The 16,470-nt window shown below is 53.8% G+C and carries 11 protein-coding genes and 1 tRNA gene; 7 read left to right on the top strand and 5 right to left on the bottom strand.

What is annotated here, in order from left to right:
• Positions 1 to 2 precede the first annotated feature (2 nt).
• The 7 genes from pheT to JFT44_RS14780 all read left to right on the top strand — a co-directional run bounded on the left by pheT (position 3) and on the right by JFT44_RS14780 (position 7,308).
• The gene (gene pheT / locus JFT44_RS14810; RefSeq protein ID WP_057960164.1) at positions 3 to 2,381 is read left to right on the top strand and encodes a phenylalanine--tRNA ligase subunit beta; all 2,379 of its coding nucleotides are present in this window, start codon (positions 3 to 5) and stop codon (positions 2,379 to 2,381) included.
• Between the two features lie 3 nt (positions 2,382 to 2,384).
• Entirely contained in the window at positions 2,385 to 2,687 is a 303-nt protein-coding gene (ihfA, locus tag JFT44_RS14805; protein WP_002553164.1) for an integration host factor subunit alpha, read from the top strand.
• Positions 2,668 to 3,024, top strand: coding sequence for a MerR family transcriptional regulator (locus tag JFT44_RS14800; protein WP_003174972.1), 357 nt, complete (start codon positions 2,668 to 2,670; stop codon positions 3,022 to 3,024). Before ihfA ends, JFT44_RS14800 begins: the two co-directional genes overlap by 20 nt.
• A gap of 90 nt (positions 3,025 to 3,114) precedes the next feature.
• Positions 3,115 to 3,191, top strand: a tRNA-Pro gene (locus JFT44_RS14795).
• An 802-nt stretch (positions 3,192 to 3,993) separates the two neighbouring features.
• Positions 3,994 to 5,031, top strand: coding sequence for an ABC-three component system protein (locus JFT44_RS14790; protein ID WP_233098364.1), 1,038 nt, complete (start codon positions 3,994 to 3,996; stop codon positions 5,029 to 5,031).
• Positions 5,024 to 5,506, top strand: coding sequence for an ABC-three component system middle component 2 (locus JFT44_RS14785; protein ID WP_198830856.1), 483 nt, complete (start codon positions 5,024 to 5,026; stop codon positions 5,504 to 5,506). Before JFT44_RS14790 ends, JFT44_RS14785 begins: the two co-directional genes overlap by 8 nt.
• Positions 5,503 to 7,308, top strand: coding sequence for a hypothetical protein (locus tag JFT44_RS14780; RefSeq protein ID WP_198830855.1), 1,806 nt, complete (start codon positions 5,503 to 5,505; stop codon positions 7,306 to 7,308). Before JFT44_RS14785 ends, JFT44_RS14780 begins: the two co-directional genes overlap by 4 nt.
• A gap of 309 nt (positions 7,309 to 7,617) precedes the next feature.
• Here JFT44_RS14780 and brxL read toward each other — a convergent pair whose 3' ends face one another.
• The 5 genes from brxL to JFT44_RS14755 form a co-directional block, all read right to left on the bottom strand.
• Complete coding sequence (gene brxL / locus JFT44_RS14775) at positions 7,618 to 9,657, bottom strand: protease Lon-related BREX system protein BrxL (RefSeq protein WP_198830854.1); 2,040 nt, start codon at positions 9,655 to 9,657, stop codon at positions 7,618 to 7,620.
• Between the two features lie 14 nt (positions 9,658 to 9,671).
• Entirely contained in the window at positions 9,672 to 12,296 is a 2,625-nt protein-coding gene (pglZ, locus tag JFT44_RS14770) for a BREX-1 system phosphatase PglZ type A (protein WP_198830853.1), read from the bottom strand.
• Between the two features lie 109 nt (positions 12,297 to 12,405).
• Complete coding sequence (locus tag JFT44_RS14765) at positions 12,406 to 14,196, bottom strand: Hsp70 family protein (protein WP_198830852.1); 1,791 nt, start codon at positions 14,194 to 14,196, stop codon at positions 12,406 to 12,408.
• Positions 14,181 to 15,392, bottom strand: coding sequence for a hypothetical protein (locus JFT44_RS14760; RefSeq protein ID WP_198830851.1), 1,212 nt, complete (start codon positions 15,390 to 15,392; stop codon positions 14,181 to 14,183). The genes JFT44_RS14765 and JFT44_RS14760 overlap by 16 nt, the downstream gene beginning before the upstream one ends.
• A gap of 3 nt (positions 15,393 to 15,395) precedes the next feature.
• A complete protein-coding gene (locus tag JFT44_RS14755; protein WP_198830850.1) occupies positions 15,396 to 16,460 on the bottom strand; it encodes a hypothetical protein in 1,065 nt (354 codons plus the stop codon).
• Positions 16,461 to 16,470 lie beyond the last annotated feature (10 nt).

The raw sequence follows: 16,470 nt of genomic DNA, 5'->3' as shown, positions 1-16,470 counted from the left end.
GGATGAAATTCAGTGAACAATGGCTGCGTGGCTGGGTAAGCCCGCAGGTAAATCGCGATGAGCTGGTTGCTCGTCTGTCGATGGCCGGTCTTGAGGTCGATAGCGTTACGCCGGCCGCCGGTGTTTTCAGCGGTGTAGTGGTGGGCGAGGTGCTCAGCACCGAGCAGCACCCGGACGCCGACAAGTTGCGTGTGTGCCAGGTCAGCAACGGCGCGGAAACCTTCCAGGTTGTGTGCGGTGCGCCAAATGTGCGCCCAGGCCTGAAAATCCCGTTCGCGATGATCGGTGCCGAACTGCCCGGTGACTTCAAGATCAAGAAAGCCAAGCTGCGTGGCGTCGAGTCCAACGGCATGCTGTGCTCTCAGGCGGAGTTGCAGGTGGGCGAAGGCAATGATGGCTTGATGGAGCTGCCGGCTGATGCGCCCGTGGGCCAGGACATCCGTGCCTACCTCGACCTGGAAGACGCCAGCATCGAAGTCGACCTGACTCCGAACCGTGGCGACTGCCTGTCCCTGGCCGGTCTGGCCCGTGAAGTCGGTGCGCTGTACGGCGTGCCTGTCACACGTCCAGTAGTGACCGCGGTCCCGGCAGTCCACGACGAAGTGCGTTCCATCGAAGTGCTGGCGCCAAGCGCGTGCCCGCGCTACCTGGGCCGTGTCATTCGCAATGTCGACCTGTCCCGGCCGACCCCGCTGTGGATGGTTGAGCGCCTGCGTCGCGCCGACGTGCGCAGCATCGATGCCGCCGTCGACATCACCAACTACGTGATGCTGGAGCTGGGTCAACCGCTGCACGCCTTCGATCTGGCCGAGATCAACGGCGGGATTCGCGTGCGCATGGCCGAGGAAGGCGAAAAGCTGGTCTTGCTCGATGGCCAGGAAGTCACCCTGCGTAGCGATACCTTGGTGATTGCTGACCACTCCCGCGCCCTGGCCATTGCCGGTGTGATGGGGGGTGAGCACAGTGGCGTGTCGGCGACGACCCGTGACGTGTTCCTTGAAAGCGCGTTCTTCGACCAGATCGCTGTGGCAGGCAAGGCCCGTTCCTACGGCCTGCACACCGATGCCTCGCACCGCTACGAGCGTGGCGTGGACTGGCAACTGGCCCGTGAAGCCATGGAGCGTGCCACCGGCCTGCTACTGGAAATCACCGGCGGTGAAGCTGGCCCGATTACCGAGACTGTCAACGAGCAGTACTTGCCGTCGATTGCACCGGTAACGCTGCGCGCCCAGCGCGTCGAGCAGATGCTCGGCCTGGTGATCGAAGAAGCGCAAATCGTCAGTCTGCTGACCGGCCTCGGCCTGGACATTAGCGCTGATGGGGCAGGGCAGTGGCGCGTAGAAGTGCCGAGCCATCGCTTCGATATCAGCCTTGAAGTCGACCTGATCGAAGAACTGGCCCGCCTGTACGGCTACAACCGTCTGCCGGTTCGTTACCCGCAAGCGCGCCTGGCCCCACAGCCCAAGACCGAAGCCCGTGCGCACCTGCCGGAGCTGCGTCGTCTGCTGGTCGCCCGCGGTTATCAGGAAGCGGTGACCTACAGCTTCATTGATCCCAAGCAGTTCGAACTGTTCAGCCCGGGTGTCGAGCCGCTGTTGCTGGCCAATCCGATCTCCAACGACATGGCGGCTATGCGTTCGTCCCTGTGGCCAGGCCTGGTGAAAGCACTTTCCCATAACCTGAACCGTCAGCAGGATCGCGTGCGCATGTTCGAAAGCGGCCTGCGCTTTGTCGGCCAATTGGACGGCCTGAAGCAGGAGCCGATGCTGGCCGGTGTGGTCTGCGGCAGCCGTCTGCCTGAGGGTTGGGCCCAGGGGCGCGATCCGGTGGACTTCTTCGACGTCAAGGCTGACGTGGAAGCGGTGCTGGGCTTTGCCGGCGCGCTGGATGCCTTCGCATTTGTTCCGGGCAGCCACCCGGCATTGCATCCAGGCCAGACTGCGCGCATCGAGCGTGAAGGCCGCCTGGTCGGTTTCGTTGGCGCTATCCACCCTGAACTGTCGAAAACCCTCGGTCTTGACCGTCCGGTGTTCGTCTTCGAGTTGGTGTTGGCGGAAGTCGCTGCGGGCAAGATGCCTAAATTCAGCGAACTGTCGCGTTTCCCGGAAGTGCGTCGTGACCTCGCCCTGGTGGCGGATCGTGATGTGGCGGCCAGTGCCGTGCTGGAAGTAATCCGAGAAAATGCAGGCGAATGGCTGACGGACCTCAGGCTATTTGACGTCTATCAGGGTAAAGGCATTGATCCGCATAGAAAAAGCCTTGCAGTTGGCTTGACCTGGCAGCATCCATCGCGCACTCTTAATGACGATGAGGTGAATACCACGACGCAAAATATCCTCACCTCGCTCGAACAAAGGTTGAACGCCACGTTAAGGAAGTGACGTATGGGGGCTTTGACGAAAGCTGAGATGGCGGAACGTCTGTACGAAGAGTTGGGTCTGAACAAGCGCGAGGCCAAGGAATTGGTCGAGCTGTTTTTTGAAGAAATCAGGCACGCTCTGGAAGACAACGAACAGGTCAAATTGTCCGGTTTCGGCAATTTTGACCTGCGGGACAAACGCCAGCGGCCTGGCCGCAATCCAAAAACGGGAGAAGAAATCCCGATCACGGCTCGCCGTGTGGTCACCTTTCGTCCAGGGCAGAAGTTGAAGGCCCGAGTTGAGGCTTATGCTGGAACCAAGTCATAACGACGAGCTACCCGTCATCCCAGGCAAACGCTACTTCACCATTGGTGAAGTCAGCGAGCTATGTGCGGTAAAACCGCACGTGCTGCGCTATTGGGAGCAGGAGTTTCCTCAACTCAACCCCGTCAAACGCACCGGGAACCGTCGGTATTATCAGCGCCAGGATGTGCTGATGATCCGACAGATCCGCGCGTTGCTGTACGACCAGGGGTTCACCATCAGCGGCGCACGCCAGCGTATGTCCGGTGATGAAGCCAAAGACGACACCACCCAATACAAGCAATTGATCCGCCAGATGATCTCCGAACTGGAAGATGTACTGGTGGTTTTGAAAAAGTGAAACAAGCCTTTAAAATACTTCCACATTTCAAATGCTTGCGGTATATTCCTGATCGCTTCGTTACGAAGCGAACCCAGTTTCACGCCTAGTCGGGGCGTAGCGCAGTCCGGTAGCGCACTAGCATGGGGTGCTAGGGGTCGAGTGTTCGAATCACTCCGTCCCGACCATATATTTCAATGACTTAGCCCGGTTCGGAAACGACCGGGCTTTGTTGTTTCTGGGTTATGTTCGTTTTGGTCACCGTTGGGTCACCGTTAGCAAAAAGCTCGTAAAGTGCCTGGCAGGGCTTCGTCGCGTTGAAACCTGTCAAGGCTGATCAGTTCTGACTGTATTGGCTGCGATCTGTTCCTTTTCGCGAACTTTCTCTTGGTGGGCGCTGGCTGGCATCGACACGACGAGCTGTCTTCATTTTTTTCTGATCACCACCAGAAGGATATGGCAAATCAGGGCGAGGCCGAGCACCAACTGCTTATGGTGGGTGTTTTTGTGCAGCTGGTAGAGTTTCCATACCTGTCGCAACAGTGAAAGTGGATGGCGCCAGCCAGATGGTCTTAGGAGGCGGTGCAAGCGCGAGCCCATCACGTTGCATTACTTGAGCGGAGATCGTCGCATGAAGAGCGTTGTGGGAGGTCAGTTTTTCTCTTGTTCGGAGGCAGGCCCGAACTGGGTAGTCAGGCAAAGCTCGAAGCGACTGGCAAAGTAAGGCTTTCTCGAAGCTCGTCACATTGAGTAGATTCGATGTAGCTGCTCGCCCATCCATCGTCAGTGCCTGCTTGCTCGAAGATGCGTCGCTACCTATCACCAAGTCCGTCCGTTCCTGCAGCGACGCTGCCTTTTCACCGATCTGAACGAGCCAAGTCGAATTGTGTTAAGCAAGCGTCTATGGACGCCTGGATAGCATCTGTATATGGTTCAATCAATCTTGTGATCGCGGTGTAATTCGCAATGGAGTTTACCCAGGAGGGGCCCGTGTCTTCGAGTAGTGCTTATCATCCTGGTCCGGTAGAACCAACTCCACAACAGCGCTTGCTACTGATGGATGACGTGCAGTGGGAGTCGTTTATAGAGCGCTGCGCACGCCAGCTCGAGAAGGAAGGCCAATACGCGCAGGTTCTGAAGCTAGGAGGCGCAAATGACAAGGGGCGAGATATATGTGGGTACACGGTACATCCACCTGCTTCGGATACTTGGGACCTATACCAAGCTAAGTATTACAGCAGCACTCTCTCCCCGAGCCAAATCGTAGGCGAGCTGGCCAAGTTTCTCTCCTGCGTGCAGGACGGAAGCTATACCTGTCCAAGACGCTATTATCTTTGTGCACTACGAATTGGGGCGACTTTGCTCGATTACCTTCTGAATCCAGAGAGCATGCGCACCTGGATACTGGCGCAGTGGGAGGAAAAAAAAGGCGAATTCGGTACGTTCAAACGGAGTCTAGATCCGGCGCTAAAGTTATTTGTGCAGACATTTCCCTTCGAAATTATTGGCCGCAGTACTCCCGAAGAACTGCTGGAGATTCATTCGAGGAATCAGACGCAGCACTGGGAGCATTTCGGCGTGCTCGACGCGCGTGGATCGAACCCGCAAATGCCCGAGGAGCCAGACCCCATTGAACAGCGGTATGTTGATGCGCTACTGCTGGTGTATGAGGAGCAGTGTGGAAACTGCGTTGCTGTGGTGCCTGAGATCCCTCGGAATTTGAAGAGGCATTTCGTGGCACAACGTCGGCTGTTCTACAGCGCCGAGGGGTTGAACCGCTTCAGCAGAGATAAGCTCTCCGGTGCCTTTGATGGGCTCCTCACTGAGGTCGAGATTGGTATTGGCGGTATAGTGGCAACCCCTCACGATAGCGGCATGATTAGACTAACGGAGACATTGGCCATCGCCAATGCACTTCAAGTCGTTAACAACCCCTTGCATGCTCGGTTGCAGGCCGGTGACCTCCAAGGTGCCTGTCATCATCTTGCCAACCAAGCTCGCCTGAGCTGGATAGACACCGATGAGTAGCTCAGAAGTCTTCAATACCCCGTTCGAGTTAGGACTGCGAATGGTCTTTCTGCTGAACGCGCTGCATCCACGGAAGGCCGATTTACAGACCCTGATGTATCTGGATTACGCAGTCATCTACACCGGCGACTTGAATGGACCGCCAAGTCTGCACACACCGGTTCCGCTGCGTGGTGCCGAATATATTAGTCGGCGAGAAATAATTGAGCATGGTCTGTCTCTCATGGCATTCAGAGCATTTGTCGACGCTATGGCTACACAAGAGGGAATCAAGTATGGCATTGGTGAGAGTGGACCGGCCCTCGTCGACCTCCTAGGAGGTCAGTACACCAAGGATTTACGTGATCGATGTAACTGGGTTTCGGAACACTTTGGGGGGCACACCGATTTTCAGCTAGAAGAAGTTTTTGGAGCTAAGGGTAGACTTTGGCGAACACATTTCATTGGGAAGGAAGGCTTGCCGAGGGCAGTATGAGAATCGCAATCCATGGACTGGTGCTTACCGGACCCGATAAGCCCAATGCCGAACTGAAACCCGTCGGGGAGTCGCACCTTGTATTTGGTCCTACTGATACGGGCAAGTCTTACATTGAGGAATGCATAGCCTACTGCTTAGGTGGCGACGAACATCCGCGAAATGTCGGCTTTTCAGAGGGCTATACGCGCGCGGCTCTACAAGTCCTCGGACCGGATGGATCTGAGTACACTTTCTTTCGGGATCTCTTGGAGGCGCGTCAAGTCGTTTACTCGGGCTTCCATTCTTTGCCACCGCTGTCGTCTCAATCCCCTGTCGCAGAAGAAATTGGCCCATATCTAATTGAATGGGGTAAGGCGTCAGGGAACAGAATTCTCGTTAAAGCCGGAACTCTCGGTAACGTGACTGCGAACGACCTGCGCTTTTTGAGTCTTTTTGACGAAATTCGTACCTTAGATAAGGTCCCGTTGAAAGGGAAAGACAAGCTTCTCAAAATGCGCTTTCAGTCCGTGATTATGCTGGCTTTGATTGGAGTGGATGATTCGGGAGCGACTCTCACAGTTAAAACTGATCAACGTAATATCGCTAAAGGTCATGTGCAGGCGATCGAAGACGAATTGAAAGCGCTACATGCCGATATTCCGAGCACATGGTCCAAAGAGGACTGCGCAGAAGGACTTACGAAGATCGAGCGTGAACTTCGAGAAGTCGGGACATTCCTTAGGACTAATGCTCAGGAGTTAACGGAGCTAAAGACAGCGCACGAAAGTCTCGAAGACGGCCTTAGGGATGTTCAGGCAGAGCTTACCGAGGTATTAGAAGCGAAGGGCCGGTTTGTGCTTCTGGACGAGAAATATCAAAACGACGTACATAGACTCAGTTCGTTGATCACGGCCTCGGAGATTGTCGAGACCTTCGAATCCCAGCCCTGCCCACTGTGTCGGACGGATCTGAATCATAAGCGTAACCATGTCCATCTAGAACAGGGCGACATGCTACGGGAGGCGGCTCGCGCGGAGGTATCAAAGATCAATGCTCTGAGGCAGGGGCTTGCGATCGCACTATCAGATATCGATGATGACATCGAGAGTTCGCGCTGTCGGGAAACGAGCTTTCAGCGTGAAGCCGCTGCCAATCTGAGCGAGCAAGCTAGGCTTCTTCGCCCGGCTTCGCCCAATATGGAAGCCGACTATTTAGGATCACTTACCGCACGACGAACTGAGATGGCCATGGCAGCCAGGAACTTCGAGCGGATTGATACGCTCAATGCGCGTCTTGTTGGTATGAAGGCAAAGACGAAGCGACAAAAACAATCTATTTCACGCGACTTCTCCACCAGCGCAACTGAGCTTTGTCGCCGAATTTCGGAGCTGCTGACGGCATGGGGTGTACCAATGGTGGAGTCGGTCCATTTTGACGAAGACGACGCTGACATCCACATCAACAATCGACAGCGCGTGTCGTTCGGAAAGGGTAAGCGCGGGATCTTCCTGACCGCGTTGGCTGTTGCATTAATGGAACGTGCACTCCACCAAGGAAATCCTCACCTTGGATTGATCGTCATCGACTCCCCAGTGGTTACTTACAAAGATCCAAAGCATGGCAGCAACAATCCGGAAGAGGCTCTTGATCCGACCGTTAAGGACAAATTCTACACTTGGCTCGCGGATCGGCAGGAGTCTGGTCAGATCATTGTGCTAGAGAATGAGGAGCCAGACGGTCAGTTGCAGATGCGTCTCGCTCATACAGAGTTTGTTGGCGTAGGTGAAGCAGAGGGTCGTCGTGGCTTTTTCCCGATTTAGCATCGTGCCAGTCCCTATAGCGGCACTTTGCTAAGGATAATACGTAAATTGGACTGGTCATTCCGTCTGCGGTGTTACCTTTTGAACGCAATATCATGCTCAATCCGTGCGGCCCGGCGATCAGCCGGGTTAACGACCATATCGATACCACCCGGCTCAGTGAGTTTGGTGGCGTCGGCGTGGTGGAGCAGCTTTCTGTGCAGCACCAGCAAGTCAGGGCGGAACCAAAGCCGATTCTGATTCCGCATTGCAGATAATGCACAAGCAGCCCACCTCAAATCCGTAAACGGGCTATTAGATGGCCTTGTTTCAGTCTACGCCCATTGCCTTAAATACAGCCTCTACTGGTTCGCCATAAAAGCTGGTCTGAAACTTGGTGAACAGTTCGGCTGGGATGCTTGGGATGTCCTTGGCACTGCTCATAGGAAGCGCAACGCGCTTTCCTCCCGCGTCGAAAGCCACTTGCAGGCACTCGGCGATACTTTCAACTGGCGTGATGCTGCCGCCCAAGCTCATATCACCGAGCACGACCATTTGACCTTGCGCAGGCCTGCCCATTAGGCCGGAAGCAAAAGCTACTAGGCTGGGTAGTGCCATATGAGTAAGAGGGCCGGTGTTTTGCAGTTCAACCACATGTAAATGGAAGTCGTGCTCCAGCACCTTAGCCGAGGCGCTGATGCGCGAGGCGTTGGCCTTGAAGTAGTCAAAGGCAATTTTCACCTGTTCTTTGGCAGAGCTGGAGTTCCATAGGCCGGAGGTAGCTAGCTTGCCAGTACCCTTGGTCACCTGCAGTTCGATCCGATATAACCCAGGCATGCCTTTGCCGCTCAAGCCTATAGTGTGGATGAAACCGGGCTTTCCCGGCCCTTCTGGGATAAGGCCACCACCGCCTTGCTCTTTCACAGTGACGAAGTGTTCTTCGAGGGTTTCGTTGTCGATGTAGCTGAAGTGAACATCGTAGAACTCCATTCCACCGATCTTCTTTAGCTGTTCTTTCACACGCCGGCGGACCTGGAGTGCGTATTCGAGGCACTGGCGCACGTCTTCTTTGGTGAATACGTCGTGCGGGTAGAGCAGCTTGAGCAGGCCGGATACTGTTTTGCGTACTGCGATCACATCGCGCTGGTTTAGGTTGTTACCCAGTTTGAAGTGTTTGTCGATGGCGTCGGCGAAGCTGCGCTTGCGCATTTCGCGGAAAAACTCTGCCAGGTAATCGACGATTAGCCCGTACCTGTTGGTGAAAAATTCCGGGCGCATTTTTGGGATTTCCCAGCCAGGAATGTAAGCGTGAAATCGGTCGAAAAAGGCTGCGTCGATCATCTGCTCAGGGAAGGGGGCAAGCAGGTGACTGGTTTTCACCAGCGATTCGACGCTCTGATTGATGTTGCCGACGAAGACCATGGAAGCGGAGGCTTCCATCTGCTCACGGCCGCGACCGAAGGAGCCAGAGGCCATGAAATCCTTCATGATTTGCACGCCGTCCCTGTCCTTGAAGTTGATGCCTGCCACTTCGTCGAAGGCCACCACATCCCAAAGACCGACCAGGCCGATGCGGCGACTGCTCATGTTGTAGAACAGGTTAGCGACGGTGGTTTGGCCACCAGACACAAGCATGCTGTTTGGTGAGCATTCCTTGTAGATGTGACTCTTTCCGGTGCCGCGGGGGCCGAGCTCGCAAACGTTGTAGTTGTTCTCCACGAAGGGAATCATCCGGGCTAGCAAATGCCACTGTACGGACTCATCCAACGTCGATGGCTCCATGCCGATGGAGCGAATCAGTGTCTCGCGCCAGTTTACGGTACTCAGTGCTGCGCGCCCTTCGAACAGCTCCTGCATGTTCATGTTTGGCATCTGGATAGGCTTGAGCAGCGTGACGCCAAAAGGAGATCCCGATTGGCCTTCCTCGTGGTAGTAGCTCAGCGTTGCGATCACCCAGATGCCGCCCACAAGGAGCTTTTCGTATTCTTTAACGATGCCAGCAGAGATTTCAGCGTCCTTGATGCCAAGGTTGCTGAAAGAGGCTTCGTATCGGTCTTTTTTTTCATTCAGTCGCACGGTGACTCGGTCGATCACCTTGTACGTGCCGCGCTCGCGAACTAGAGACTTGACCTTCTCGGCTTCATCGGGTCGAACATAGTTCTCCGCTAAAATTTTCTTGACGTTCTTCAGGCCCTGTTCGATCACCTCTGAGTCATCGGACGCGCAGTACATACCCAGCAAGTACTCAAGCACGTAAACCGGTACGTTCGCGCCTTCCTTTATCAGCTTGGTCAGATCCTTGCGCACCACGCGACCGGCAAAGTGCTCGTTAAGCAACTGATCGAGATCTTTATCCACTTGGGTTTCCATCTAGTGTAGTGCTCTCAAAAAAAGTCGTCGGTGAAGGCCAGGTCAATCGTCACACGGTAGCGCTCAAGCTCAGTGTTCAAATCTTTATCGCGGATCACCAGGAAGTAATCTTTCTGCCGGTCGAAATCGCTGCCTGATAGTGACAGGCGTACCTGCTTAAGGCGCGCGCTCATGGAGTCCGTCGCACAGTCAAACGTCACGACCTCCTCACTGGAGACCGGCTGCTCCCCTTCGTAGATCGACACAGCAACCGTAACCGGCAACACCTGTTCGCTTACCGACTCGGTCTGGATCAGGTCAAAGCGCTGGATATTGGTGACCATCTTCAGGGCTGACTTCGGCGAGATCACCCCGACTTTGCGCTTAGTGCGTTTCTCCGCTTTCTCACCGCGCAACTGGTTTACCGTCAGCACAGGTACAACGATTTCCTGAGGCATGGCCCCGCCATGAACGAAGCGAGCACCGCCGACAAAGTGGAAACGATTCGCGCCTTTGGGTATCCAGAACTGAGTGTCCGATGTTGTGCCCGCGGTCTGCTTGGTCGATCCCTGCCAGACATCCTTGGCAACAGGCAGAGTATGGCCAATGACATAGCGTTTCTTACTCTTGATCGCACTATCCGGTTTCTCTGCGAGTGAGGTGCGATCCGCCGCCTCAAGCTTACTCTGCTGAAAGAGGAACCCATGATCGGCCGTGATCAATACCGTGCTGGTGTTGAAGTGCATGAGGATCTTGCGGGTCAGCTCGGTCAGCTCCTCAATGGCGAACTCGACGTGGTGGAAGGTATCCACCTCGGAGCCGCCGCCTTTGTCACTGCGGTCATCGATCACGTTGTGATAGACGTAAACCAGCTGCTGATCCTTCAGCGCTTCACGCCCAGCGTCACGGGACCACTCTTTGACTTGAAGTGCGGTCACGGCCATGCCGCCATGCTGGGCAAGAACCTTGTCGCGAGCGATGGTGTTGCCAGTATTGAGTCCGTTTACAAAAACACCATCACTGCCCTCGCGATACTCCAGCGTCTGGTGTGGCAGCAGGGACGCCATGCCCAACGTGGTGTAACTCGGCAGTACGCCCAACTGGCTATTCAAGCTGGCCTTGCTGTAACGCTTTTCATTGATGCGCTGACACAGCTCGACGGCGGCTTCATAGCGGAAGGCATCGCTGATGATCACCACAACGCGCTTGCTACGATGCCCCTCCAACAAGGGCGCTACCCAACGCTCATAGAAGTTATGCTGGTTAGGAATGCCAGGTATTTTCCAGTGCTCAAAGCGTTGTTCGGCCTCAACGCGGCCGCCCCAGGAGCGTCCGAGCTGATCGAGATACCAATACGCATAGCACTGCTCGACGGCCTCATCCAGCTTCTTCAGCAGCTCGACGTGGGCGCGCTGGGAGGCGGCGAAATAATGGCGGTAAGCCGTGTCAAAGCGATACAACTCGCTCTCATAGGCTTTGTACAGTGCCTCTGAACTGGTGAAGTGGAAGCCAGCTGCGTACTGGTGGCGCTGCGTAAACAGGTCGATCGCAGCCGACAGCGCCGTGTATAGCAGCCGGTACTTGCGGCGTGTCTCATCGTCCTTATGGCGAGTTGCCCAATAGTTATCCAGTCGCTCGGAAATGATCTTCGCAAACAGACTAAGGTCACGCGGATCTGCCTCGGGAATAGCCTTGGTCAGATCGACAATGATCTGCCGCTCGACGGCTTCGAAGGTTGCAACATTGGCCAAGTTCTCCAACGAGATTTCACAAATTTTCTGAGTGATATGCAGGGCCTCACCGACCCAGCCGGAAATCTCATCATAGGCTTGGTAAAACCGTGAGCTGTCACGCCAGCGGGAAAGCAGTGCACGTGAAGTAGCGCGTGCGCTGGCTGAGGGGATAGCAATCGCTGAAGCCCAGTTGGGCATATCGCCGATACTTTCGCAGAACCCGGTTGCCAGCAGTCGAATTAGGAAATGCCCAAAGCTGAAGGGTTTATCGCCACTGATTTCTTCGATGGAGGCTGGATAGCCTACCTCTTCACGCAGGGCCTGCAGTAACGCAGGCATTAGGTCGAGCTTGTATAGTTCATCGATGACCGCTGGATTCTGCTCAAGACCCAAATCGTCACGTACGGCACCATCGGCCAAGGTGCAAAGCAGCGTCATGACGTCACTGCCACTTGCACCCAGCACAACGGCAATCATCGCCAGATCCAACTCATGCTCAGTGTCAGTTGGTTGGATCAAACGCTTCAGGCTAGCTAGTCGAGCCTTACTGCCAAGGAAGCGCTCACGCTTGGTTAGATGTTCACGGAGCACCTGCTGGTGTAAGCCCAGGTCATTGAATATCAGTGACATTTTGTCTGCGTAGAAACTGCGCGAGTACAGCTTGATGTCCAGCAGCCAGTCATCATTCGCGTCTGGTTCGGAGCAAGGGAAATAGAGCAGGTACTTACCTTCAGTGTCCTCAAGCTCCAGCTTGAGCTTGGTACCGAAGGTGGAATGCCCCTGCATGTTCAGCACCTGGACGCCAGGTAAATCAAGCTGTCCGAGCACATCCATGAAGCCTTGCTCAGGGTCGTACCAGAAAACGATGCGATGGTCTTCTCTGAAGAATGCCTGAGTCAGGCCTTGAGTCAGTTGTTGGGTGTTCATTCACTTATTCGCTTTTTCACCGAGGCTTAAACAGGAAATGAGAGATCAGCCAGAGACATGCTGCCGTACTCCATAGTCGCGACGCAAAAATGGGATTTTTAAGTACTTTTTATGGGTTGAAGGAGCCAGTAGAGCAGCAATTCTTCATCCATTTCGCGCCACATGCCGAACATGGCTGATAGCGGATGTACTCTTCGTCCTGCAATCTGGTCATAGGCTTCTGCAGATAGACATATTTGACGTTGTATTCTTTGAGTAGCTCACCTGGAACGGCTTCCCAGCGTTCCTTGTCGTTCGTGACGTTAGCGCGAACAAGCAGCTGCTTTGGGTCATTCTTGTTAACGGACAGCCTTAGGCGGTTTTTTTTTTCGATTGAGTCATCAGCCGTCTTTTTCACCACTAAAGAAAACTCAAGATCGTAGTATTCCTCTCTTACAGGTTCTCTGCGGTCTTCAGCAATCGCGTGGGTATGCAGAATCAGGTTGTCATCGATGGTCACGGTAAGTTGAATACGTTCCTCAAGTGGTGGGAAATCCGGATTCACCTCAACAACAAGACTGCCATAAGTGGTGCGAGGATCGGCCGCGGCTGACTTTTGAACCATCTGCGGGCGCTTGAAGGTAAAAATGGCCTTGCCATCCCGAGGATCGGAGCAATACATCGATTGCAGCTTCTGTATTGACTCTCCCCGCTGAGGCAAGCGAGTGCCCTCATGAATCACTGTGAGCAGTGAATTTCTGGCTTCAACCAGCTCAAAAGGTTTTGCCAATGCCAACTCAAGATTGTCATGTGCAATCCAGGCTGCACCCTCGGAAATAATCCGGTCACCCTTCTCGGAAATGTGCAGCGAGGAGACGCCAAAGATTTCAGTAAGCTTGTTTTTGATCAATGGCATATTGACCATGCCACCAGTTGCAAGGCATAACGCAAGCGTCTGAGGATCTACATCGGCCTTATCTGCGGCCAGCAGACTGTCGATTTCATTGATGCCCTGATTGATCAGGCGGGCGCAAATTTTCTCCAGATTTTCCCTGGTCAACCAGATATCAATTTCAGACTCTTCATCTGTACCCTGAAAATAATCGGGAAGAAATATATTCGTTTTGTCGCGTGTAGACAGCGTGATTTTTGCCTGTTCACACTGGGTGATCAGCTTCGCGCGCATTCCGGGGTTAACCGGTAGCTTGCTTTCAGCGCTCCAACCGAATTTGTTCGCATGCTCGTCGGTGACATGATTGAGAATGGCGTCATCCAGATAGTCACCACCGACCAGGTTGTTGCCGCGATTGAGCACCTGAACAATGGAACCATTGATTATCTTGCACAGTGTCAGATCCAGCGTGCCACCACCCCAATCAAAAACCAGAACCATCTTGCCGTCGTAATACGCGAGAACGTCCCTGGTATCAGGCTGATCCTTGAAATAGCCATAGAGCGCGGCCAAGGGCTCGTGCACGAAGGTTTCAACGTAAACGCCAGCACTGAGCATTGCTTCGCGCAGTGCTTGTCTGCCACGTCCGCCCAGTGCTACCGGTATGGTCACTACGGCACGTGTCAGATCTGCAATCTGGTCAATGTCGTTATCACGAGCATGAGCTACCAGATATTTAATGTAGTCAGCAATGACCTCGACCGGCGTCATGACCCGGCCATCGACGTTAATGTGCTCATTACCAAGCAGCTTTTTCGGACCGCGTACTGTGTTGCCCAGCACACCAATACCCAGCTTCTCCAGCTTGTCCCGCGCTTTCTTTCCGCAGATGACCTGCTCACCTTCATAACGCACAACTGAAGGATGTGGGCGCTGAGTATCATCAAAGCACTTTGCTCGACTAGCTCGTGTAATCACAGAGATGAGACTGTTGGTGGTGCCGAAGTCAATGCCTACTCGCTGAACCATTTGATTTCCCTTTCAATGCTTTCCACCGCCAACTCGATATGATGCGCGGCAACTTCTATTTTTGGTTTTTCACGCTGCAAAGCTGCCAGAGACAGTTTTAATGGCTCAAGAACAGCTTCTGATAGGAGATTGAATGCCTTAGCCTTAGCCTGCCCTGCATTGTCACGTAGATGTGTTCGTGTGGCCCGTTCATCAAGCTGCTGCTCTTGCAGTGTGTGCTTCAGCTGTTCGGTTTCGGCCAGTAGTTGAGCAATTAGCTTATCCTTGTCAGCGATCGTCGAATGCTGATCCATCACCATAGCTTGCAGCTTATTCAGCTTAATTTCTTGAGCATGATGTTTCGACTGCAAAAATTCGCGCTGGTCGGCCAGCTCGGTGAACTGCTTTTTAAAGTAATCGATGGTGTCTGCCAGCAAGCTTTCCTGATTGGCATATTGCTCGGCAAGAAAGAGCGCAATCGCACGGTTGCTCTGGATGCGGGAGGTTTGCTCTTTGAGCAGACTTGAGAAGAGCTCGATAGCCGCGTTGGGGTCTGCCTTACTCTGCGCCATCAGCCAGAGCGCACCTATCAGCAAAATGTTATTTCTCTGCGTGACCAGCTCTGCTTTGGACAGCGTATCGAGTGCTGTAGGCACCGTTACCTCAGCCTTATCGGAGTTAGAGGTTGCGTCTCTTGCCTGACTTCCGACAAACTCAATTCGCTTGCGGTATAGCTCAGTTACCGAGTTGCGCAGAAAGGTCAGCGGCGCGGTGTCTAATCCCTTGTCTGCGTCCAAAATGTCGCGATACAGATCGAATGATCCGCGGTGGCGTTGAATCCACAGCGAGCTGGCCAGTCGTACACAGAAAGTCAGCAACTCATGGCGCTGCGCATCGTGCTGGCACTTGACGGCTGCTAAGGTGATGAGTGACAGACATTTGAGTTCCGGATCAGTCTTGCGCGCGACGGTGACAATCTGCTCGATAAACCCGTTGCTCATACTCATATTTTGCTGATAGGACAGCAACGATTTCAGGTCAGCCTTGCTGATGCTTGCCGGTTTAATGTTCTGATCTTTATCTGTCGTTATTGCAAATACCTCAGATAGGATCTGCTCAACAGACTTTGATTCAGCTGCGGTCTTTGGCTTGCTCTGTTTGCGCTTTTTTACATCGTCCGGTTTGGGTTTGGCGATTTCATTCTCAATGTCAGTCATCTGTCATTGCTCCCCAATAAGCGTGTTGAAAACATCGTCAAACCTGAGTTTTCTTCGGTACCTATCCATCCCAGAAGCATCATCTTGCTCAACTGCCTTTCTATAACAAATGTAGTCAAATTTGCTTCTGTCCTGCAGCGACAAATTGCTTGTCGAGAGGGCCGATATCCTCAGTTCCATATCCTGCAGCGAGGCCTGCTGATATCCACCCAGTAGCTCCTTGAGACTAAACTCTGTAGAGAAGTCCACCGGCATTTTTTCGCTGCTGCCGACCAACCCGGACGCCGCATATTTTCCGCCCTTGAAGAACTGCATGGCAGCTTCTATTTCAGGCAGACCAGAGGCTTGGAGCGTACTGAAGTCATTTCTATTGAATCTGATTACAGCCCTGACAGAGATGGATAGGTTAGTGCGGTATTCCTGCAATGACTGCAAGGCCTGATTGAAGCGAGTATCAAACTCTTCAAAAGGAGTCGTGTCAGAACGCCTGTCCTTGGCCATTACGCCATGCAAGTAGCGAACCAGTCCGTTGGTATACTCGGTAACAGTCATGTTCTGCTTTACGTTGTCGATAAACGCAGCGATATCACTGCTGGTGAAGTCGTCCTTAGAGAAGTGCAAGCAGAAAGCCTGGTCGACGTGTTTCAGCTCTTGCTTATCCGCGATGCATACCTCGATCTTCAGCGCTTTCTGCAGTGCTGAATTGCCATAACTCACATCAAAGTAGCCTTTCTGGACAGCTTGTATACGCTCAAAAAGTCCCCCCACCGACTGGTTGTTCTCGCCGTTTATGGTCAGGTTGCTAACGTTGCGTTCGCCCAGGTCACCGTGTTTTAGAGGTACGGTGATCCGTAGATGCTTCCCGGCAATATCCCGACCCTGAAAATGCAAGGTTGGATTCTGCATCGGGTGGGCAATCTCGTGCCTTTCCCGTTGCGCAAGGGAGTCAAAGGACAAGTCGCAGTAGCGGCACGAGTAGCTCACAGGTACGGCTGAGAAATCCAGCGCACTCCCGGTTTCCCAGTACCTATCCAGTCCCGTTTCTTGTATCCAGCCAACTGTTGGCATCGTTATTTCC

The organism is Pseudomonas sp. MF5691 (genome assembly GCF_016405645.1).
In the GTDB taxonomy this organism is placed as follows: Bacteria; Pseudomonadota; Gammaproteobacteria; order Pseudomonadales; family Pseudomonadaceae; genus Aquipseudomonas; species Aquipseudomonas shahriarae.
The sequence above is the reverse complement of the archived record's forward strand: the minus strand, read 5'-3'. Positions and strand labels throughout refer to the sequence as shown.